This is a genomic window from Bacillus carboniphilus, assembly GCF_039522365.1.
Classification (GTDB): domain Bacteria; phylum Bacillota; class Bacilli; order Bacillales; family JC228; genus Bacillus_BF; species Bacillus_BF carboniphilus.
In genome coordinates this window covers 15,081-35,961 of sequence record NZ_BAAADJ010000008.1, presented here as the reverse complement: position 1 = coordinate 35,961, position 20,881 = coordinate 15,081, and the positions used below count along the sequence as shown (strand labels likewise).

Sequence of the window (20,881 nt, the reverse complement as noted above, 5' to 3'; positions counted from 1 at the left end):
ATGTGGCAAAATAACGATAAAATATTCGGTTATAAGAAGCGTGGAATGAATCTTCTTATAGTAGGAGTGAAAGATTGTGAAGTTTAGAAGAAGTGAACGGCTAATTGATATGACACATTATTTACTACAACATCCCTGTCAGATTGTTCCTTTAACTCTATTTGCAGATCGATATGGAGCTGCGAAGTCTTCTGTCAGTGAAGATGTGGCTATTATTAAAGAGACCTTCGAGCAACGTGGATTCGGGACACTAAAGACAATTGCGGGCGCAGCTGGAGGAGTGCAGTATTTTCCCTCCGTATCGGATGAAGAAACGGAGCAATTTACTCATTCGTTAATGAATCGGTTATCAGAGCCCGATCGCCTACTGCCTGGTGGTTATTTATATATGACAGATATTGTGGGAGATCCCAAAATAGTTAAAGTCGTTGGAAAACTGTTTGCGGCTAAATTTGTTAATGAAAAAGTAGATGTTGTTATGACCGTCGCGACAAAAGGAATACCGTTGGCCTATGCGACTGCTAGCGAGCTAAATGTCCCCGTTGTCATAGTAAGAAGGGATAGTAAGGTTACAGAAGGTTCAACAGTTAGTATTAACTATGTATCGGGTTCTATGAAAAGAATTCAAACGATGGTTTTATCTAAACGTAGCCTTCAGGAAGGAAGCAACGTTCTAATTATTGATGATTTTATGAAGGCCGGTGGAACGATAAACGGCATGAAAAGTTTACTTGAAGAATTCAATGCAAATGTAGCAGGGATTGGCGTACTCGTAGAAGCTGAGCATCCAGAAGAAAGGTTAGTTGACCATTATTATTCTGTTGTTAAACTTTCTGAAGTAAATATTAAAGAGAAACAGATAAAAGTTACAAAAGGAACTTTATAAAATTAAATTCAAATTAAAGGGGATTTTGTTTATGAAAATTGTAGCTACGAATCAAGCTCCAGCAGCTATAGGGCCATATTCACAAGGGATCATTGTCAATAATATGTTTTATAGCTCAGGGCAAATTCCACTACTTCCAGATGGAACAATGGTTGAGGGAGGAGTAGCCGAACAAACTCATCAAGTTTTTGCTAATCTTAAAGCTGTTTTAGAAGAGTCTGGCTCATCACTTGAATCAGTTGTTAAAGCTACGGTATTTATTAAAGATATGAATGACTTTGCTACTATCAATGAGGTATATGGAGAATATTTTTCAAACCATAAACCTGCTAGATCTACTGTGGAAGTGGCAAGATTACCAAAAGATGCACTTGTAGAGATTGAAGTTATTGCATTAGTAACAAACCCAGCTTAAAGTTTATGAATATAACTACATAAAAGTATAGAAAACTAATTATTAACACTATTTTCCCGATAATAAACCTTAGTTCTAAAAAAATTTCGAAAAATTTTACAAATAAAGAAGGAATTTATAAAAAAAAGTAGAATACTTAGTACTAGATTTATCCAGGGGAAAAGGTGGTGAACAGGGTGGAAGTTACAGACGTAAGATTAAGACGCGTCAATACTGATGGTCGTATGCGTGCAATTGCATCGATAACATTAGACAATGAATTTGTTGTCCATGACATTCGTGTTATTGACGGAAACAACGGCTTGTTTGTTGCAATGCCAAGCAAGCGAACTCCAGACGGAGAATTCCGCGACATTGCACATCCTATTAATTCAGGCACTAGAGGAAAAATTCAGGAAGCCGTACTAGCGGAATACCACCGTTTGGGAGATGTAGAAGAAGTAGAGTATGAAGAAGCAGGAGCTTCTTAAAATTTAGTAATACAGACAACAAGGGCCTACTTATGAAGTAAGGCTCTTTTATTTTGCCAAATTTCCTCCTCCAAAGTATTCCCCAAACACCATTCATTCATCTATTTACAATTATATGTACTTTCGTGTCTTACCTTGAAAGTTGTGGACTTTTAAGATATATTCAAGTTGATTAATATAGAACGTTTACTAAATAATCGATTAAATCGATCTATAAGAACAACAATGAAAAGTATTAAATATTGGAGGCATTTTATGAACCGCTATGCAGTCATTTTGGCAGCTGGAAAAGGTACGAGAATGAAATCGAAACTATATAAGGTGTTGCATCCTGTTTGTGGAAAAGCAATGGTGCAGCATGTGATTGATGCCGTATCTAAACTTAATGTAGATTCCATTTACACCGTAATCGGCCATGGGGCTGAAAAAGTTAAGTCACAGGTAGGGGATGCATCCCATTACGTACTACAAGAAGAGCAATTGGGTACAGGGCATGCTGTTATGCAGGCGCAGGAACAATTATCCGAAAAGTCCGGAACTACTCTTGTGTTATGTGGAGACACACCACTCCTAACCGCAGATACCCTAGAAGCGTTGATTAAACAGCATGAAGATGAAAATGCAGCAGTTACATTACTTACAGCTCATGCAGATGACCCCACTGGTTACGGAAGAGTCATCCGTAATGATGACGGTACTGTAGCAAAAGTAGTGGAACACAAAGACGCATCTGAAGATGAAAAATTAGTTCAGGAAATCAATACAGGCACTTACTGCTTTGATAACCAGTTATTATTCCAGGCATTAAGCCAAGTTTCGAATGATAATTCTCAAGGGGAATATTATCTACCGGATGTTATTGAAATACTAAAACGTGAAGAACATAAAGTTGCAGCCTATCAAACAATAGATTTTGATGAGACAATGGGCGTTAATGATCGTCTAGCTCTTAGCCGTGCGGAAATAATCATGAAGGAACGAATTAACCGTCAGCATATGTTAAATGGAGTAACAATCATTGATCCAGCCAACACATATATCGATGCTACGGTAAAAATCGGTCAAGATACTACTCTTCTACCTGGAACTATATTAAAGGGCCAGACAGAAATAGGAGAAGATTGCTATATTGGGCCATTTTCAGAAATTAGTAACTGCCAAGTTGGGAACAATACAAAAATCCGTCAGTCCGTACTAACTGATAGTGAAGTAGGAAATGAGGTGCAAATTGGCCCATACGCTCATATCCGACCACATTCTGCTTTACAGGATCAAGTTAAAATTGGAAACTTTGTAGAGGTTAAGAAAGCAACTTTTGGTGAAGGAAGTAAAGCTTCTCACTTAAGCTACATCGGAGACGCTGAGGTAGGCTCTAATGTCAACCTAGGTTGTGGTTCTATCACGGTCAACTATGATGGGAAAAACAAGTATCTAACTAAGATAGAGGACAATGTATTTGTAGGATGTAACTCAAACCTAGTTGCTCCCGTAACGATTGGAAAAGGTGCTTATATTGCTGCTGGTTCCACTGTTACTGAGGATGTTCCAGGTGATGCTTTGACCATTGCTAGGGCTCGTCAGGTAAATAAAGAAAATTACGTATCTAAACTTAGTCACAACAAAGAATAAATAAATAATTTGGAGGTTCTCCCATGCCTAGCAATTATGAAAATACAAACCTTAAGCTCTTTACGCTAAATTCTAATATTGGTTTAGCTGAAGAAATCGCAAAAGTTATTGGTGTCGGTTTAAGTAAGTGTTCCGTATCTCGTTTTAGTGACGGCGAGATCCAAATTAACATTGAAGAGAGTATCCGTGGTTGTGACGTGTTTGTCATACAGTCAACTAGCTCTCCAGTCAATGAAAACATTATGGAACTTCTCATTATGATTGATGCATTAAAGCGTGCATCAGCTCAGACGATTAACATTGTCATGCCTTATTACGGTTATGCTCGTCAAGATAGAAAGGCGCGTGCTCGTGAACCGATTACAGCTAAGCTTGTAGCTAACCTTTTAGAAACAGCAGGAGCATCAAGAGTGATTGCCCTTGATTTACATGCCCCACAAATTCAAGGATTTTTTGATATACCAATCGATCATCTGATGGGTGTTCCTATTCTTTCTGATTATTTTAAAGGGAAAGAATTAGATGGGGACATTGTCATTGTTTCTCCTGATCATGGTGGAGTAACAAGAGCCAGAAAAATGGCAGAGAGATTAAAAGCTCCAATCGCGATTATTGATAAGCGTCGTCCACGTCCAAATGTTGCTGAGGTTATGAATATCGTTGGTAATATTGATGGGAAGATTGCTATCTTAATTGATGACATCATTGATACAGCAGGAACCATTACCCTAGCTGCCAATGCCCTTATTGAAAATGGTGCAAAAGAGGTCTATGCCTCTTGTACACATCCAGTATTATCTGGCCCTGCCATTGAGAGAATCGAAAATTCGAAAATTAAGGAGTTAGTGGTGACAAATACAATTGAGCTTCAAGACGAGAAGAAGATCGATAAAGTAGTTCCACTTTCTGTAGCTCCACTAATTGCAGAAGCGATTATTCGTGTTTATGAGAAGCAGTCTGTCTCAACACTTTTTTAATTAGATGTTTATACCTTTCTATTTAAGGAAAAAACTATATAGGAGCTTGTATCAAATCGTCTTTTTCCGAAGAAAGGTGTGAATGAAATATGGCAACACATACATTGGAAGCCAAAAAACGAGAAATTTCACGAAATTCAACTTTAAGGGAATTAAGATTAAAGGGAAATATTCCAGCCATTGTGTATGGTGGTAAGGTAGGGAATACACCGATTTCTATTAGCGAAGCCGATTTTATTAAAACCATGAGAGAAGCAGGTAGAAATGGCGTTATATCACTCATGATTGATGGATCTTCAACCAATGTGATTTTAACGGACTATCAACAAGATTTTATAAAAAATGAAGTCATTCATGCTGATTTTTATGCAGTCGACATGTCGGCTGAAATAGATGTTGAAGTTCAAGTAACATTAGTTGGGGATGCACCTGGGGTCAAAGATGGTGGTGTTATGCAGCAATCAACTCATGCATTGACTGTCAAAGCAAAACCGAGTGAAATTCCTCAGACCATTGAAGTAGATGTAACGAATCTTCAAGTGAACGAGACGATTACTGTAGCAGACTTGCGTTCAAAAGCAACCAATTATCAAATCACTAACGAAGATGAGTTAGTCATTGCATCCATTCTACCTCCTAAGCAAGAAGAAGAGATAGACTCCGGTGAAGAACAGGCAGAAGGAATTCCGGAAAAAGAAGAAGGCCGGGAAACGGAACCTGAATCAACTGACGAGTAAAAGGTGCTCAATTTTAATAAGTTAGAAATCAACTTGTTATTTTATAAAAAGGCGTAACCGATTGGTTACGCCTTTCAAGCTTTTCTTACATTTCCAACTCTTCTTCTGGTAAAATCAGCAATAGGAAAAAGAGTATAACGAGGTGGAGTCATGAAGTTAATTGTTGGCTTAGGAAATCCAGGACAACAGTATGATAAAACAAGACATAATATAGGCTTTGAGGTAGTAGACCAATTGGCAGAACAGCTACAAACCCCATTAAATCAGCAAAAACACAAAGGTTTATTAGGAAAGGGAACTTATAAAGGGGAATCCTTTATTCTATTGAAGCCCTTAACCTATATGAATCTCTCAGGCGAATCAGTAAGCGAGGTCTGTCAATTTTACAAAATTGAACCATCAGACATTGTTGTTTTGTATGATGACCTTGATTTGCCAGTAGGAAAAATAAGACTACGACAAAAAGGTAGTGCAGGCGGTCATAACGGAATTAAATCCATGATTCAACATTTAGGGACTACAGAATTTAATCGTGTCCGAATCGGGATTGACAGACCCGAACCAGGGATCCCGGTACCTAATTATGTTTTAGGTAAATTTAGGCCAGAGGAACAAGAAGAAATGAAACAAGTGATTAAAACCTGTGCGGATGCGTGTGAGGTATGGCTTACAAAACCATTTATACAAGTAATGAATGAATACAATTAAGGGTAGAATAATTTTTTCTCTAAACGTAAATACTAATGAAAAATGTCATTAGTAGGAGGAGAAAAATTGGCACTCCATTATAATTGTAAGCATTGTGGAACAAATATAGGTTCTCTAAATCAAGTTTCTTTGCATACTGAACAGTTAGGGTTTCATAAATTAACAGAAGAAGAACGTCAAGAAATGATTCAATATCATCCAAATGGTGATATTCATGTTCAGACTATATGTGAAGATTGCCAGGAAGCACTAGAAAGAAATCCTGAGTTACACCATTCAGATTTTCTTATTCAATAATCAAGCTTTGGACAAACCATCCAAAGCATTTTTCTGTTTTCAAATCAGATGCATTAGACAACTAATATGTATTTTGGAATTGAAGTTTTTGGGAGGGGCAAGCATTGGAAGGATTGCTTCAATATTTTCTGGATCAAGATGATGTTCGTTCAATACTAGAGGGTATCAATGAGGGACTAGATGAACAACTCATTACCGGTTTGTCTGGATCATCAAGAGCAACCTTAATGGCGACGGTTCAGCAACAAACAAATCGACCAGTGATTATACTTACGTACAACCTGTTACAAGCTCAGAAGTTATATGATGATTTAAGCTCCTTTATCTCAGAGGAATATTTATATTTATACCCAGCAAATGATTTAATAGCCGCCGAATTCAGTGCAGCTAGTCCAGAATTAAAAGCTCAAAGAATTGAAACACTGAATCAACTAATTAGAGGGAATGTAAGAGTTTTATTAGTCCCAATTGCAGGATTAAGGAGGCTTCTGCCTCCGAAAGAAGTGTGGGAAAACCATCAACTTCATTTTGAGTTGGGAGATGATTTAGATTTAAATCAACTTCTTCGTTCACTTGTTCAGATGGGATACACCCGTACGGAAATGGTAGAGTCACCTGGTGAATTTAGTTTAAGGGGTGGCATACTCGATTTATATACTTTAACGGATGAGGATCCATATAGAATAGAGTTATTTGATACTGAAATAGATTCCATTCGTACTTTTTCCATTGAAGATCAAAGGTCAAAAAATAAGCTGAAACATGTGACGATTGGACCGGCACAAGAAGCTGTACTAAATGAACAGCACCTACAACGGATGACTAATGGCTTAGAGGAAGGTAGAGCGAAGAGTTTAAAGAAGCTAAAGGATGATCAGGTTAAAAGAAAATTAGTAGAACATATTTCTATGGAGCTCGAGAGAATCCATCAGCATAAAGATGAATATACATATCGGTACCTTTCCTTAGCGTTTGAGCATCCTGCAAGTTTACTAGATTATGCACCAGCAGATGCAATCCTATTTATAGACGAATATAACCGCATAGTAGAGACCAATCAGACGTTAGAAAAAGAAGAGCTAGACTGGTATACCGGTCTTTTATCTGAAGGAAAAATGATACACGATATTTCTTTCTCACACTCATTGGATGCTTGTATTAAAGGTAGCCGAAGCCTAATCTTGTATCTATCGCTCTTCTTAAAGCATGTTCCAAATTCAAGCCCGCAAAATATTGTGAGTTTTTCGTGTAAACCAATGCAGCACTTTCATGGTCAAATGAATTTATTAAAGCAAGAGCTGGGTCGATGGCAGAAAAGTGGGTTTACTGTTATTTTTACAGGTTCAGATGAAGAGAGAGTTAAGAAGCTTGAGCGAGTATTGAATGATTATGAAATAGAGTTGCTTCTCCTCAAAGACTCATCCAAGTTAGTGAAGGGTAAAACACAAATTGCTCATGCGCCGCTCCAAAGTGGATTTGAGTTACCACTTCATAAATTAGCTCTGATTACAGAGGAAGAACTTTTTCAGAAGAGAACAAGAAAATCAACACGCAAACAGAAGCTATCTAACGCTGAAAGAATTAAAAATTATTCAGAACTAAAAACGGGCGACTATGTCGTCCATGTTAATCATGGGATTGGTAAATATTTAGGAATTGAAACGTTAGAAATTAACGGGGTCCACAAAGACTACCTCCACATACGCTATCAAGGCGATGATAAGTTATTTGTCCCGATTGAACAGATTGATCTCATTCAGAAATACGTTGGATCTGAAAGTAAGGAGCCCAAGATATATAAGCTTGGAGGTAGTGATTGGAAGCGGGTGAAAAAGAAGGTTGAATCATCTGTCCAAGATATTGCAGATGACCTTATTAAACTGTATGCAGAAAGGGAAGCATCCAAAGGGTACGCCTTTTCACCAGATAGTGATCTCCAGAGAGAATTTGAAACAAGCTTTCCTTATCAAGAAACAGAAGACCAACTAAGATCTATATTTGAGATAAAAAAGGATATGGAAAGAGAACGGCCTATGGATCGGTTATTATGTGGTGATGTAGGTTACGGAAAGACAGAAGTCGCAATTCGCGCGGCATTTAAAGCAGTTATGGATGGTAAACAGGTAGCTTTTCTTGTACCGACTACTATTCTTGCACAGCAGCACTACGAGACCATGCGTGAAAGATATCAGGATTTTCCTATCAATATAGGTCTAATGAGTCGATTTAGATCCCGTAAACAACAGCAAGAGACGGTTAAAGGGTTAAAAAACGGTACTGTTGATATTGTTGTAGGTACTCATCGAATTCTATCAAAAGATATTCAGTACCATGATTTAGGCTTGCTCATTATTGATGAAGAACAAAGGTTCGGAGTTACGCATAAGGAGAAAATCAAGCAATTAAAAGCAAATGTAGATGTTCTCACACTAACGGCAACCCCAATACCGAGAACGCTTCATATGTCTATGCTAGGCGTAAGGGATCTCTCTGTTATAGAAACGCCACCAGAAAACCGCTTCCCTGTTCAAACATATGTCATGGAATACAATGGTTCGCTTGTTAGAGAAGCTATTGAACGAGAGCTATCAAGGGACGGTCAAGTTTATTTTCTATATAACCGAGTAGAAGATATTGAAAGAAAAGCTGAAGAGATTTCTATGCTAGTCCCAGAGGCCAAAGTGGTTTATGCACATGGAAAAATGACAGAAACAGAGTTGGAGTCGGTCATTTTAAGTTTTATAGAAGGCGAAGCAGACGTATTAGTGAGTACAACCATTATTGAAACAGGCGTCGATATCCCGAACGTGAATACGTTAATTGTCCATGATGCAGATAAGATGGGGTTATCTCAGCTTTACCAGCTTAGAGGGAGAGTAGGGAGAACCAATCGTGTAGCCTATGCCTACTTTACCTACAGAAGGGATAAGGTCTTAACAGAAGTAGCTGAAAAACGACTTCAGGCAATCAAGGAGTTCACTGAACTAGGCTCTGGTTTTAAAATTGCCATGAGAGATTTGTCCATTCGTGGAGCGGGAAATCTACTTGGAGCACAACAACACGGGTTTATTGACTCCGTTGGATTTGATTTATATTCTGAAATGTTGAAGGAAGCCATTGAACAAAGGCGAGGCCCGAGTGAAGAAAAGCAAGAAAAGGTTACGATTGAAATAGATTTAGAAATAGATGCTTATATTCCAGATGCTTATATTCCTGATGGACAGCAAAAGATTGAAATGTATAAACGATTCCGTTCTCTCACTTCACTTGAGGAAGTAGAAGAACTGAAAGAAGAAATGACTGACAGATTTGGTGATTACCCAATCGAGGTTCAGAGATTATTTACTGTTTCAGAAATCAAGGTCAGAGCTGCTCAAGTTAAAATTGAAAACATTAAACAAGTAAAGGACTCTATAACCATTACCGTTACGGAAGTTGGAAGCCAATTAGTAGATGGGCAAAAGCTATTTATGATGACAGGGAAATATGGAAGAAAAGTAGGATTAGGGATGGAAGGATCTCAATTGAAGGTCGTCCTCCATATCCAAAGGATGAAACCGGATGAATGGCTTGGGATATTAGATGAACTGGTTATTGGAATGGCTGAATCCTTAAAAGAAAAAGATTATGTTTCATAATGATGAAACCATGCAATAAAAGTGTAACGTAGTTGTAACCGTCTAAGCTGTTTAACTGTTGGTAATATGGGTAAATAAAAGGTACATTCCAACCGCTGGGGAATTGTTCCGTTATTTCCATGTTTTATAAAAGGAAAGAAAATATGTTGTGAAATGTATAGAACTTTCCATATGAAAAATACTAAGGTCAAATAAGGTAATGAATTGTAAAATTTGAAAACAATTCTTTACTGAACATAACCAACAGATGAAAGTGAGGCAGCATAAGATGAAAGCAACTGGTATCGTTCGACGTATTGATGATTTAGGACGAGTCGTCATTCCAAAAGAAATTAGAAGAACATTACGAATTCGTGAAGGGGATCCTTTAGAGATCTTCGTAGATCGCGATGGAGAAGTTATTTTAAAGAAGTATTCACCAATAAGTGAATTAAGTGATTTTGCGAAAGAATATGCTGAAGCACTCTATGATAGTTTAGGAAATCCAGTCATTATATGTGACCGTGATATGGTTATTGCAGTATCAGGCGGCTCCAAGAAAGAGTATATGAATAAAAACATTAGTGAAGTCGTAGAAAAAATAATGGATGATCGAAGCTCTGTGTTAGTGACACAGCAAAGTGAGGTTGCCCTTGTAGATGGTCATTCAGAAACGTTAAATTCCTATACAGCGGGACCAATTGTAGCTAATGGAGATCCAATCGGTGCGGTCATTATTTTCTCTAAAGAAGGCACAGTTGGGGAAGTAGAACAAAAAGCAGTGGAAACAGCTGCAGGCTTTTTAGCTAGACAAATGGAGCAATAGGTTTGAATGAAAAAAGGCAGCGTGTGCTGTCTTTTTTCATTGTTTAGGAAATTATAAAATCGCCGCTTGTGTATAACTTTGCATGAAATGGGTCTCCGGCCAGCTCCAGCGCCTAGCCCCTCGAGGTCACAAGCCAAGCCGTCAAGAAGGTTAAAGAGCAACCTTCTCGCCGGCTTGTCTTGTGCTTGTCGGGGCTGATCGAGGCGCTTGCGCATTTGTTCTTTCCTTCTAATAAAGTCCAGAAAGTAACGGTAATTGGTGATTCTCTAGTATGATTGGAACTTGTTACCATGCTATAATACTCTGTACATGAGTTAGGAACAGGGGTAGAAATATGTCAGGTGTCAATCCGTGGATTAAGGGAGCCTTTATTTTATCAATTGCAGGAATTTTTACAAAAATCTTAAGTGCTGTATATAGAGTTCCCTTTCAAAACCTAGTAGGTGATCACGGTTTTTATATTTATCAACAAGTGTATCCCTTTTACGGGATCATTATCGCTTTTATGATGTACGGCTTTCCAATGGCCTTTTCTAAGTTATATGTGGAAAATAATGAAAATAAAGATAGGGACTTTACGAGTATATTTTCAAGTCTTGTTATGATTTCTGTAGTAGGATTTCTTCTTTTGAACATCGGAGCAGATACATTGGCGAGGTGGATGAAGGATGATCAATTATCACCCTTGTTTAAGACTTTATCTTATTTATGGTTGCTATTTCCCTTTATTTCGTTTAGAAGAGGTTTATTTCAAGGTAAGGGAAACATGTTCCCCACAGCCTTATCTCAGGTAGGGGAGCAACTTGTAAGGGTGGTCACTATATTAGCGGGAGCATATGTACTGACTAGTACTGATGCGGACTTATATGATGTGGGAAATGTCGCGGTTTTTGGCTCCATTACAGGCGGTGTTATGGCGTTAATTATTCTATATAGCTATACTTCTTGGGGAAAGCTATTAGAGTGGAGATATTTCCAATTCAATTGGAAGATTGCGAAGAATTTTATGGTTCTTGGATTCATTTTTTCGATTAATGGTCTTCTTTTTGTCTTTCTACAATTAGCGGATTCCCTTCAGTTGTACCCTATAATGGTTACGAGTGGCCAAGACCCCCAAATCGCAAAAGAATTAAAAGGGGTTTATGATCGTGGACAGCCGTTAATACAGTTAGGTGTAGTGTTGGCTACTTCTTTTTCACTAGCCTTAGTCCCTGGTCTGGCCAAGCTTCAAGCTAAACAAGAGCATCATGAAATAAAGAAGTATGTAAAGCTTTCAATCAAAGTAAGTATTGTCATAGGGCTTGCTGCATCCGTGGGTTACATGATGATTATGGAACCTTTAAATGAGATGTTATTTCAAACTGCTAGTGGAAAGAAGGTCTTAATGATTTTAACGGTATCCGTGTTTTTAGGATCGGTCATTATGACAAGCTTTGGTATTATGCAAGGTTTAGGATATTATCGTCCATTAGTCTTTGTATGCATGGGCACCTTCTTGGCTAAAGTAGGATTTAATTACATATTGATCCCTTTTCTTGGGACAATGGGTTCTGCACTCGCAACGGTACTCAGTCTAGTTATTTTATTGGGATGGATGGCTAATTGGTTGTGGCACCAAGGACTTTTAAAAGGTGTATCCTCTTATTTTCATCTAAAAGTTCTAATGGCCAATCTCATCATGGCTGCTACTGTATGGTTGTCCCTACAACTTCTGAATGACCTCACATGGCTAGTGTCACATTCCCGGATACAATCAACTATCCAAACAATGCTGAGTTGTGTTGTAGGCGGCTTTGTATATCTTTGGTTAATAGGGAGATTTAGGATTTTTGAAGAGGAAGAGTTAGTACATATACCATTCGGAAAGCACATGAAAAAATATTCTTTCAAGGCTCGTTAATAATGCAGGGTTTGGTGATAAACCTTTGAACGAGCCTTTTAGTAAGGAGTAACGATATGAACGGAAAAATTACCATTGTGGGTCTTGGAGCAGGTGGGTTAGACCAATTAACTCTTGGGGTATATAAATTACTTAAACAGAAAAAGCCCATTTACCTAAGAACAAAAAAACACCCTGTTGTAGAAGACCTTGCATCAGAAGGATTAACCTTTGTAAGCTTTGATTCCATTTATGAAAAATATGATGAATTTGAACCTGTCTATATAGACATGGTGGAACAGCTCTTAAGTCTTGCTGAAGAAGCAGATATTATATACGCTGTTCCTGGGCACCCAATGGTTGCTGAAAAAACTGTACAGCTATTATTAGAGAATGAAAAGGGCATACAGGTTGAGATAAAGGGTGGCCAAAGTTTTTTGGACCCTATGTTTCAAGCTATTCAGGTGGATCCGATTGACGGATTTCAATTACTGGATGGATCTTCATTGAATCAAGATGAAATAGATTTAAGGAAGCATCAGATTATTGGACAAGTGTATGATCAGTTTGTGGCTTCGCATGTAAAGCTATCATTATTAGAGGTTTTACCTCACGACTATCCAGTAATGGTAGTAGCGAATGCTGGACTAGAACAGGAAAAAGTATATAAACTTGAGCTATATGAACTGGATCACCAAGCTATTTTTCATAATCTTACAAGTGTATACGTTCCACCAGTTAAAAAAGAAGATCTACTTTATCATGAGTTTTCTACATTTAAACAGATTATTGCAACACTTAGAGGCCCAGATGGATGTCCATGGGACCAAAAGCAAACTCATGTATCATTAAAACCGTATTTAATTGAAGAGGCATACGAAGTCTTAGAGGCTATAGATACAGGTGATGTTGATCACTTAGTAGAGGAACTTGGAGACGTTCTTCTACAAGTCCTGTTGCATGCACAAATTGGAGAAGATGAGGGATTCTTTACGATTCGAGATGTTATTTCTTCCATTAGTAGTAAGATGGTTAGGCGCCATCCCCATGTCTTCGGCGAAACAGATGTAGAAAGCGTAGAAGACGTTCTTACTAACTGGCAAGAAATAAAAGCGAAAGAAAAGGGACAAGGGCTACTTACACAATCTCTATTAGATGATATTGAAAAGGGATTACCTAGCTTAATAAAAGCCTATGAGATTCAAAAAAAAGCAAGTAAAGTAGGTTTTGATTGGGATGAAGTGTCTCCAGCACTGCTAAAAGTAAAAGAAGAAATACAAGAACTCGAAGAAGAAATATTGCAATCTAAAATAGATGATCATACACTAGCTGGGGAACTTGGGGATCTCATGTTTGCCATTGTGAATGTAGCTAGATTAACAAAAATCCACCCAGAAGACGCCCTGAGAATGACGAATCAAAAATTCATCAATAGATTTAAGCATGTTGAGGAAAGAGTAAGACAGTCGGGGAAACCTTTTCAAGACTTTTCCCTTACTGAGTTAGATCGTTTTTGGGACGAAGCGAAGAAACTAGAAAGAAAAGATTCATAACGAGGAGAGAAACCAATGCGTTTAGATAAATTTTTAAAAGTTTCAAGATTGATTAAAAGAAGAACTTTGGCAAAAGAGGTTGCAGAACAAGGGAGAATCACGATTAACGGTAATGAAGCAAAGGCAAGTTCAATTGTAAAAGAAGGAGATGAACTTTCCATTCGATTTGGCCAAAAAATCGTAACTGTCCAAGTTAATGAAGTAAAAGAAAACGCTCGTAAAGAAGAAGCAGACCAAATGTATAGTATTGTGTCTGAACAGCGGTTAAATCAGGACTAAAGAAATTCAGAAGGCTTGTTCTAATTAGTCACCCCCTCACATACATATAAAACAAAACCATGTGGACAAGTGCCTGAAAAAGGTCATGGATCTTTTTGAAAGTGAGGGAATACGGTGAGCCAATACTATGAACAATCCAAAAACACATCGCAACCAGACCACGACGTAATTATGAGAGGAAGAAGGCTCCTTGATATTACAGGAGTAAAGCAAGTAGAAAGCTTTGATAATGAAGAGTTCTTACTTGAGACCTCGATGGGCTTTTTATCCATCCGTGGGCAGAACCTACAAATGAAGAATTTAGATGTAGATAAAGGCGTTGTATCCATTAAAGGAAAAGTATTCGACCTTGAATACATTGACCAGCAGTCTGGAGAAAAAGCTAAAGGGTTCTTTAGCAAGTTGTTCAAATGACGCTGACAACTCAAGCTTATACTCTGCTGGCCATGATAGGTATGGGAAGTGCTTTCGGGGCAGCTCTCGATACGTATAATCGCTTCTTGAAAAGAGGAATGAGGAAAAGATGGATCGTCTTTGTGAACGATCTTCTTTTTTGGATTCTACAAACGCTTTCTATCTTCTATGCCTTATTTTTAGTAAACCACGGAGAATTACGGTTTTATTTATTCCTAGCCATACTGTGTGGTTTTGCTGCTTATCAGAGTCTATTCAAGAGGTTATACTTGCGATTGCTCGAAAAAATTATTTTAATTGTAATTAACCTATGGAAGTTTCTAGTGAAAATATTCTTCCAGCTTATTTACAATCCAATAAAAGCAATCATTATATTTTTCATTTCCACCATTGTTTTTTTAGGTCAGGGATTATTTACTCTTGTCAAACAGGTAGGGAAATTCTTATTATGGATAATAAGAGTATTTTTATCTCCAATATTCGCTTTGTTTCGATTTATTTGGAGCAAAATCCCGAAAAGAGTTACAAAATCCGTCGAGAAGTTTATGGATAAATCAGCAGGATTCTATAAAAAAAGTAAGAATACTATACAACACTTGTTGAAAAGGCTAAATAAAAAATAGAAAGGAGGAGAGAAAATGGGAAGACGCTCTTCTAGGGAAAAGGTTACAACCATTCACGAACAATATGTTCAGGAAAAGGCTGTGTATTCTGAACAAAATGCTACTAAGAGGAAATACTTGGTTAGACGACTAACAGCATTCTTATTGTTGGCAACAATGATAACGGGATATTTAATATCTTCCCTTTTCTCACAAGCCTCCGCCATAGATGAGAAAAAGAGCAAACTAAACAAACTACAAAATGATTTGGAAGAACTCAAGGAAGAGCAAGTGGTCTTAGAGGAGCAGATCCAAATGTTGAACGATGATGAGTATTTGGGTCAGTTAGCAAGAAAATATTACTACTTATCAGATGAAAAAGAGATTATTTTCGCACTCCCTGAAGATGAAGAAGAAGAGGAAGAGGAAAATACCTCTAATTGACACCTATTTCTCCCTTTTTATATAATATAATATAACTGTGATCTTTTAATTCTTTAAGGAGGAAACACTTTTTTATGTCAATTGAAGTAGGCAGCAAGTTACAAGGTAAGGTAACAGGCATTACTCACTTCGGAGCATTTGTAGAGTTGCCAGACGGCTCAACAGGACTTGTTCATATTAGTGAGGTTGCAGACAACTATGTAAAAGACATCAATGAACACCTGAAGGTTGATGACCAGGTGACTGTAAAGGTTATTAACGTTGAGAAGGATGGGAAGATTGGTCTTTCTATTAAGAAGGCGGTAGACCGTCCACCATCACCACCGCGTGGAGGACGCCCTCGAGGTAATGATCGTTCACGTAACGATCGATCAAGAAATGATCGCCCGAACAAAGAGAACTTTGAACAAAAAATGGCGCGTTTTCTAAAAGATAGTGAAGATCGTTTATCTTCTTTAAAACGCCACACTGAATCTAAACGTGGCGGAAGAGGTGCTAAAAGAGGGTAACTTGCTGTCTCATCATATAAATGTGCAAGACAACGTGAATTTGGCAAGATACGATTGATTCTTTTATCGTAATCCTTATCTTTGAAAAAAGAACCTGGCTTAACAGCTGGGTTCTTTTTGTTTTGGTTTGAATTGTCCTTGATATTATGGTTAATATTGTAATTTAATAATTGCAAGGAGAATCTTACAGCGCTAGACTAAAGGTAGTCAGTCATACTTATTTTCACTTCAATACTAAACATACTGATTTGAGAAAAAGTAAAGGAGTGTGTAAATGCAGCAGTTTAAGCACAAGTATGAACAGTGGCTTCAGGAAAGTATCTCATCAGAAGAGAATTCGAGAAGACGAGAGTTGTTAGAGAAAGGACTAGGTCATGGAACAGTTGAGTTTCTCCGAACTATTTGGTATCCAGCAATAGGTAACTTTGACCACCTCCATGCAGAGTGGGAGGTGCGAGATTTTAACAATGGATATCGTTACTTAGATTTAGTGTACTTGCCTGATAGCAAGGCAAAAGCTGGGATAGAAATTCAGGGATATGGCCCACATGCTAGAGATCTAGACGTTAGAAGATTTAAAGATTTATGCTGGCGGCATTCTTTGCTGGCATTGGACGGTTGGATTTTCTTACCGATTGCTTACCTCTCCATCAAAGATGAACCGAAAAGGTGTCAACAATTGATCCTCGCCTTTATTGGTAAATTTTCCTCAACTGATGTACCATCCCAATTATCATGGCTCGAAGCCGAAGTTGTTCGTTTTTCACGTCGTAAGTTGCGGCCTATAACTCCGCTTGAGGTTGCAAACCATCTTAGAGTTAGTGACCGTCAAGCTAGAAGAATATTGCGCAGATTAGTTGAACTCGATATTTTAATGGTTGCAAGCGGGAAAGAGAGGAAGAGGAGTTATAAATTAAGGGGGTAGAAAGGTTGGATTGTTAATTATTAGCCTTGTGGGGTGCTTATGCCGGTATTATTGTCAAAATAGCGGAACCTGAGTCCGTTGGGGCGTGCCCGAGCTGATGAGGGGACAGAAAATCCGTTATTTTACCCAAAATAGGCATATTCAAGTGTTTGGCGGACAGAGAATCCGTTAATGACTAAAATCCGGCTAAAAAAGAGCCTGAAAATGTGGAATAGTGGAACTACAGTCCGCTCGGCAGTCTAAAACTGGTATTATTGTCAAAATAGCGGAACCTGAGTCCGTTGGGGCGTGCCCGAGCTGATGAGGGGACAGAAAATCCGTTATTTTACCCAAAATAGGCATATTCAAGTGTTTGGCGGACAGAGAATCCGTTAATAACTAAAATCTGGCTAAAAAAGAGCCCAAAAATGAGGAATAGCGGAACCACAGTCCGCTCGGCAGTCTAAAACCGGCATTATTGTAAAAATAGCGGAACCTGAGTCCGCTGGGTAATGCTCGAGCCACTTAGCGGACAGAGAATCCGTTATTCAGCATAAATATACGCAAAAAAACCCCCATGCAACAGCATGGGGGTTCTTCATGATGACCCGTACGGGATTCGAACCCGTGTTACCGCCGTGAAAGGGCGGTGTCTTAACCGCTTGACCAACGGGCCAATGTAATATTGGGGTTTTTTAATTGTTCAGCTAATGACCAAAACCATTAGCTTTACTTTTATAGCGGCGGAGGGGATCGAACCCCCGACCTCACGGGTATGAACCGTACGCTCTAGCCAGCTGAGCTACACCGCCGTAAATAGCACAAGAACTATCATACTCAGATATACGAAAACTGTCAACCCTATAGAAAATTGTCAGAAAAGAATGGCAGAGGCGAAAATTGTCCAATCATTACAGGAAAAGAATAAACAGAGTGGGGACCCTTGATTTAATAAGGATATAAAGCTCAATAGTCCATTGTAAGTAGAGATTTATCCCCTTAAATAAATACGATACCGTCAAATAATATGTCCCCTTATCTGCTATTTCCATGAAAAAGGTCGAACGATTTTCCTATAGTGTTCTGTAATTTTGACAAACTTTGAGACTTGTCCCTTTTATAATGAACAGAACGATAACTGTATGGGGAGAGTGAAAGAATAATGGAAAAGGTGGAACGTGAAATTGTAGAACCTGTTCGGGGCATTAACATGAAGAGTACAAAGGCTGGATTATCCAAGATGATCGAGATTCTCTTTAAAAAAATAGAACATGTGTTAATCCAAAAAGGTATCCTTATATTTTTAATTGGCTTCTTATTGGGACGAGCCTTTATATTATCTCATCTATCTCCGTTTTATTTACCCTTTTTTGCAGCGGTGCTCATATTGAGAAAACAACATGCACCTTTAGCTTTACTAGGAGTAATCAGTGGGGCCATGACTATTTCATTAGGGGTGGCTGCGCATTCATTCTTACTATCTTTTTCATTCCTTCTCTTTTTTAAAGTAACAAAGCTAGGTGATTATAATCCCTATAAGGTACTCCCAATTTCCATTTTTGCGTTTCTGTTAATTGGGAAAATTGTAGGCTCATTTATTACTAGTGGGTTCTTTTCTTTATACGATATTATGATGGGATCTGTAGAGGCATGTCTTGGTTATATTTTGACACTAATCTTTTTACAAAGCATACCTTTATTAGCTGCCAAAAAGCGTAAACAGGCTTTAAAAACAGAAGAGATTGTTTGCTTAATCATTCTTTTAGCATCAGTTATGACCGGAACCATCGGATGGACCGTATATGATGTTTCTATTGAACATGTAATGTCTCGTTATTTAGTGTTGATTTTTGCCTTTGTTGCAGGGGCAACAGTAGGATCAACAGTAGGTGTAGTAACGGGGTTGATTTTTAGCCTAGCGAATATTTCAAGCTTCTTTCATATGAGTCTGTTAGCATTTTCAGGATTGTTAGGAGGACTCTTGAAAGAAGGAAAGAAGCCAGGCGTTGCGATTGGTCTTTTTATCTCAACCTTGTTAATAGGTATGTATGACCAAGGCTCACAAAACCTTGTGATTAGCTTATATGAATCATTTGCAGCTATATTACTATTCTTTATAACGCCAAGGTCTTTAACAAGTCGAATTGCAAAGTATATACCTGGGACATCAGAATATGCAGCTGAACAACAACTCTACTTAAGGAAGGTCCGGGATGTTACAGCTAAAAGGGTAAACCAATTCTCTGCGGTTTTCCAGGCGTTATCAAATAGCTTTCAGCAAATTGAAAACCAAGATGATGAGGATGAATATAGAGAATTAGACTACTTTTTGAGTAATGTGACTGAAAAGACATGTCAGACTTGCTTTAAGAAAGATAATTGTTGGGCTAAGAACTTTAGTACAACCTATGAGGGCATGAGTAGAATTATGCAAGAATTAGATACAAATGATGGACAGCTTTCACACAAATTAAAACGAGATTGGGATAAACACTGTACAAGGTCAAACAAAGTAATAGAAGCAATCGGTCAAGAGTTAACTTTGTACCAAGCAAATCAAAAGTTAAAGAAACAAGTGAAAGAAAGTCGTAAACTGGTGGCTAATCAGCTTTTAGGTGTATCTGAAGTAATGGGCAACTTTGCAAAGGAAATTCAAAAAGAAAGAGAAAGCCATGAAGCTCAAGAAGATCAGATCCTAGAAGCGTTACAGACATTTGGACTAGACATTACACAAGTAGATATTTTTAGTTTGACACAAGGAAACGTAGACATTGAAATGACAATTCCTGATATGTATGCCAATGGTGAATGTGAAAAACTTATTGCTCCGTTGTTATCGGATATTTGCGGAGAGCATATAATGGTTCATTCAAAGGACCAAGCATTTCCAACAGGAGATATTCATGTTACCTTCCGATCAGCAAAAAGATATACCGTTACGACTGGTGTTGCCCACGCAGCTAAAGATGGAGGCTTAGTATCGGGTGATAGCTATTCAACAATAGAGTTAGGGCTTGGAAAATATGCCATTGCTATTAGTGATGGAATGGGGAATGGTGAGAGAGCACATCATGAAAGTAATGAAACACTCCAGTTACTAAGAAAGATTTTATTATCTGGTATTGAGGAGAAAGTGGCCATTAAATCAGTCAATTCTATTTTGTCATTAAGAACAACAGACGAAATTTTCTCCACATTAGACTTAGCTATTATTGATTTACAGGATGCAAGTTCTCGCTTCTTAAAAATAGGGTCTACACCTAGCTTTATAAAAAGAGGGTCTCAAGTGAAAAAGATTCAAGCGAGTAACCTGCCAATTGGAATTATTCAAGAGTTTGAGGTAGATGTGGTTTCCGAGCAATTAAAGGCTGGTGACCTATTGGTAATGATGAGCGATGGTGTATTTGAAGGACCACGTCATGTAGAGAATTACGAACAATGGATGAAACGAAAGTTAACGGAGTTGCGGACAGATGATCCTCAGGAAATAGCAGACCTAATAATGGAGGAAGTTATTCGCTCAGGCACAGGTGAAATCAGTGATGACATGACGATTGTAGTAGCAAAAGTTCAACATAACACACCTAAATGGGCGGCTATTCCGTTTAATTTGACTAAAAAGAAGGCTCAGTAGGTTTAAGTTGTTTTAACTGATTAGCTACATGGACTACCGCTTCGGTAAGCTCCTGTAGCTTTTCATTTGTCTAGCTCCAGCGCCTACCCCCTCGAGACGGT

The 20,881-nt window shown here is 38.1% G+C and carries 19 protein-coding genes and 2 tRNA genes; 19 read left to right on the top strand and 2 right to left on the bottom strand.

Annotated elements, in window-relative coordinates; genetic code table 11:
- The first annotated feature begins 76 nt into the window (after nucleotides 1-76).
- From purR to ABDZ91_RS04535, 18 genes are all read left to right on the top strand, one after another.
- Entirely contained in the window at nucleotides 77-886 is an 810-nt protein-coding gene (purR, locus tag ABDZ91_RS04620) for a pur operon repressor (RefSeq protein WP_343796791.1), read from the top strand.
- A gap of 31 nt (nucleotides 887-917) precedes the next feature.
- The gene (locus ABDZ91_RS04615; RefSeq protein WP_343796789.1) at nucleotides 918-1,301 is read left to right on the top strand and encodes a RidA family protein; all 384 of its coding nucleotides are present in this window, start codon (nucleotides 918-920) and stop codon (nucleotides 1,299-1,301) included.
- Nucleotides 1,302-1,477: 176 nt separating this feature from the next.
- A complete protein-coding gene (gene spoVG, locus ABDZ91_RS04610; protein ID WP_343796787.1) occupies nucleotides 1,478-1,771 on the top strand; it encodes a septation regulator SpoVG in 294 nt (97 codons plus the stop codon).
- Between the two features lie 255 nt (nucleotides 1,772-2,026).
- Nucleotides 2,027-3,400 carry a bifunctional UDP-N-acetylglucosamine diphosphorylase/glucosamine-1-phosphate N-acetyltransferase GlmU gene (gene glmU, locus ABDZ91_RS04605; protein ID WP_343796785.1) on the top strand — a complete coding sequence of 458 codons (1,374 nt, stop codon included), beginning with the start codon at nucleotides 2,027-2,029 and terminating at the stop codon, nucleotides 3,398-3,400.
- 23 nt (nucleotides 3,401-3,423) lie between these two features.
- Entirely contained in the window at nucleotides 3,424-4,377 is a 954-nt protein-coding gene (locus tag ABDZ91_RS04600; RefSeq protein WP_343796783.1) for a ribose-phosphate diphosphokinase, read from the top strand.
- 89 nt (nucleotides 4,378-4,466) lie between these two features.
- Nucleotides 4,467-5,114 carry a 50S ribosomal protein L25/general stress protein Ctc gene (locus ABDZ91_RS04595; RefSeq protein WP_343796781.1) on the top strand — a complete coding sequence of 216 codons (648 nt, stop codon included), beginning with the start codon at nucleotides 4,467-4,469 and terminating at the stop codon, nucleotides 5,112-5,114.
- Nucleotides 5,115-5,264: 150 nt separating this feature from the next.
- Complete coding sequence (gene pth / locus ABDZ91_RS04590) at nucleotides 5,265-5,822, top strand: aminoacyl-tRNA hydrolase (RefSeq protein WP_343796779.1); 558 nt, start codon at nucleotides 5,265-5,267, stop codon at nucleotides 5,820-5,822.
- Between the two features lie 66 nt (nucleotides 5,823-5,888).
- Nucleotides 5,889-6,119: an anti-sigma-F factor Fin gene (gene fin, locus ABDZ91_RS04585; RefSeq protein WP_343796777.1), complete on the top strand. Its 231-nt coding sequence runs from the start codon at nucleotides 5,889-5,891 to the stop codon at nucleotides 6,117-6,119.
- Nucleotides 6,120-6,223: 104 nt separating this feature from the next.
- A complete protein-coding gene (mfd, locus tag ABDZ91_RS04580) occupies nucleotides 6,224-9,757 on the top strand; it encodes a transcription-repair coupling factor (protein WP_343796775.1) in 3,534 nt (1,177 codons plus the stop codon).
- Between the two features lie 268 nt (nucleotides 9,758-10,025).
- Complete coding sequence (gene spoVT, locus ABDZ91_RS04575) at nucleotides 10,026-10,562, top strand: stage V sporulation protein T (RefSeq protein ID WP_343796773.1); 537 nt, start codon at nucleotides 10,026-10,028, stop codon at nucleotides 10,560-10,562.
- A gap of 334 nt (nucleotides 10,563-10,896) precedes the next feature.
- Nucleotides 10,897-12,462: a putative polysaccharide biosynthesis protein gene (locus ABDZ91_RS04570; RefSeq protein WP_343796771.1), complete on the top strand. Its 1,566-nt coding sequence runs from the start codon at nucleotides 10,897-10,899 to the stop codon at nucleotides 12,460-12,462.
- A gap of 56 nt (nucleotides 12,463-12,518) precedes the next feature.
- Nucleotides 12,519-13,994: a bifunctional methyltransferase/pyrophosphohydrolase YabN gene (gene yabN / locus ABDZ91_RS04565; protein ID WP_343796769.1), complete on the top strand. Its 1,476-nt coding sequence runs from the start codon at nucleotides 12,519-12,521 to the stop codon at nucleotides 13,992-13,994.
- A 15-nt stretch (nucleotides 13,995-14,009) separates the two neighbouring features.
- Complete coding sequence (locus ABDZ91_RS04560; protein ID WP_343796766.1) at nucleotides 14,010-14,273, top strand: RNA-binding S4 domain-containing protein; 264 nt, start codon at nucleotides 14,010-14,012, stop codon at nucleotides 14,271-14,273.
- Nucleotides 14,274-14,387: 114 nt separating this feature from the next.
- Nucleotides 14,388-14,687 (top strand): sporulation protein YabP, encoded by a 300-nt coding sequence (yabP, locus tag ABDZ91_RS04555; protein ID WP_343796764.1) that lies wholly within the window; start codon nucleotides 14,388-14,390, stop codon nucleotides 14,685-14,687.
- The gene (gene yabQ / locus ABDZ91_RS04550) at nucleotides 14,684-15,310 is read left to right on the top strand and encodes a spore cortex biosynthesis protein YabQ (RefSeq protein ID WP_343796762.1); all 627 of its coding nucleotides are present in this window, start codon (nucleotides 14,684-14,686) and stop codon (nucleotides 15,308-15,310) included. Before yabP ends, yabQ begins: the two co-directional genes overlap by 4 nt.
- A gap of 15 nt (nucleotides 15,311-15,325) precedes the next feature.
- Nucleotides 15,326-15,733, top strand: a complete 408-nt coding sequence (locus ABDZ91_RS04545; RefSeq protein WP_343796760.1) for an FtsB family cell division protein — start codon at nucleotides 15,326-15,328, stop codon at nucleotides 15,731-15,733.
- A gap of 74 nt (nucleotides 15,734-15,807) precedes the next feature.
- A complete protein-coding gene (locus ABDZ91_RS04540; protein WP_343796758.1) occupies nucleotides 15,808-16,242 on the top strand; it encodes a S1 domain-containing RNA-binding protein in 435 nt (144 codons plus the stop codon).
- A 274-nt stretch (nucleotides 16,243-16,516) separates the two neighbouring features.
- Complete coding sequence (locus ABDZ91_RS04535) at nucleotides 16,517-17,167, top strand: transcriptional regulator (protein WP_343796756.1); 651 nt, start codon at nucleotides 16,517-16,519, stop codon at nucleotides 17,165-17,167.
- A gap of 583 nt (nucleotides 17,168-17,750) precedes the next feature.
- Here the strand turns inward: ABDZ91_RS04535 and ABDZ91_RS04530 are convergent.
- Together ABDZ91_RS04530 and ABDZ91_RS04525 are read right to left on the bottom strand one after the other, a co-directional pair.
- Nucleotides 17,751-17,822, bottom strand: a tRNA-Glu gene (locus tag ABDZ91_RS04530).
- Between the two features lie 62 nt (nucleotides 17,823-17,884).
- A tRNA-Met gene (locus tag ABDZ91_RS04525) sits at nucleotides 17,885-17,958 on the bottom strand.
- Between the two features lie 350 nt (nucleotides 17,959-18,308).
- Between ABDZ91_RS04525 and spoIIE the strand changes: the two genes are divergently transcribed.
- On the top strand, nucleotides 18,309-20,780 hold the full coding sequence (gene spoIIE / locus ABDZ91_RS04520) for a stage II sporulation protein E (RefSeq protein ID WP_343796754.1): 2,472 nt from the start codon (nucleotides 18,309-18,311) through the stop codon (nucleotides 20,778-20,780).
- The last annotated feature ends 101 nt before the right edge of the window (nucleotides 20,781-20,881 follow it).

Bases quoted from the DNA above. Each gene is read 5' to 3' on its own strand.
- ABDZ91_RS04615 (WP_343796789.1), top strand. From the start codon at position 918: ATGAAAATTGTAGCTACGAATCAAGCTCCAGCAGCTATAGGGCCATAT.
- glmU (WP_343796785.1), top strand. From the start codon at position 2,027: ATGAACCGCTATGCAGTCATTTTGGCAGCTGGAAAAGGTACGAGAATG.
- ABDZ91_RS04600 (WP_343796783.1), top strand. From the start codon at position 3,424: ATGCCTAGCAATTATGAAAATACAAACCTTAAGCTCTTTACGCTAAAT.
- ABDZ91_RS04595 (WP_343796781.1), top strand. From the start codon at position 4,467: ATGGCAACACATACATTGGAAGCCAAAAAACGAGAAATTTCACGAAAT.
- pth (WP_343796779.1), top strand. From the start codon at position 5,265: ATGAAGTTAATTGTTGGCTTAGGAAATCCAGGACAACAGTATGATAAA.
- spoVT (WP_343796773.1), top strand. From the start codon at position 10,026: ATGAAAGCAACTGGTATCGTTCGACGTATTGATGATTTAGGACGAGTC.
- ABDZ91_RS04570 (WP_343796771.1), top strand. From the start codon at position 10,897: ATGTCAGGTGTCAATCCGTGGATTAAGGGAGCCTTTATTTTATCAATT.
- yabN (WP_343796769.1), top strand. From the start codon at position 12,519: ATGAACGGAAAAATTACCATTGTGGGTCTTGGAGCAGGTGGGTTAGAC.
- ABDZ91_RS04560 (WP_343796766.1), top strand. From the start codon at position 14,010: ATGCGTTTAGATAAATTTTTAAAAGTTTCAAGATTGATTAAAAGAAGA.
- yabQ (WP_343796762.1), top strand. From the start codon at position 14,684: ATGACGCTGACAACTCAAGCTTATACTCTGCTGGCCATGATAGGTATG.
- ABDZ91_RS04545 (WP_343796760.1), top strand. From the start codon at position 15,326: ATGGGAAGACGCTCTTCTAGGGAAAAGGTTACAACCATTCACGAACAA.
- ABDZ91_RS04540 (WP_343796758.1), top strand. From the start codon at position 15,808: ATGTCAATTGAAGTAGGCAGCAAGTTACAAGGTAAGGTAACAGGCATT.
- ABDZ91_RS04535 (WP_343796756.1), top strand. From the start codon at position 16,517: ATGCAGCAGTTTAAGCACAAGTATGAACAGTGGCTTCAGGAAAGTATC.
- spoIIE (WP_343796754.1), top strand. From the start codon at position 18,309: ATGGAAAAGGTGGAACGTGAAATTGTAGAACCTGTTCGGGGCATTAAC.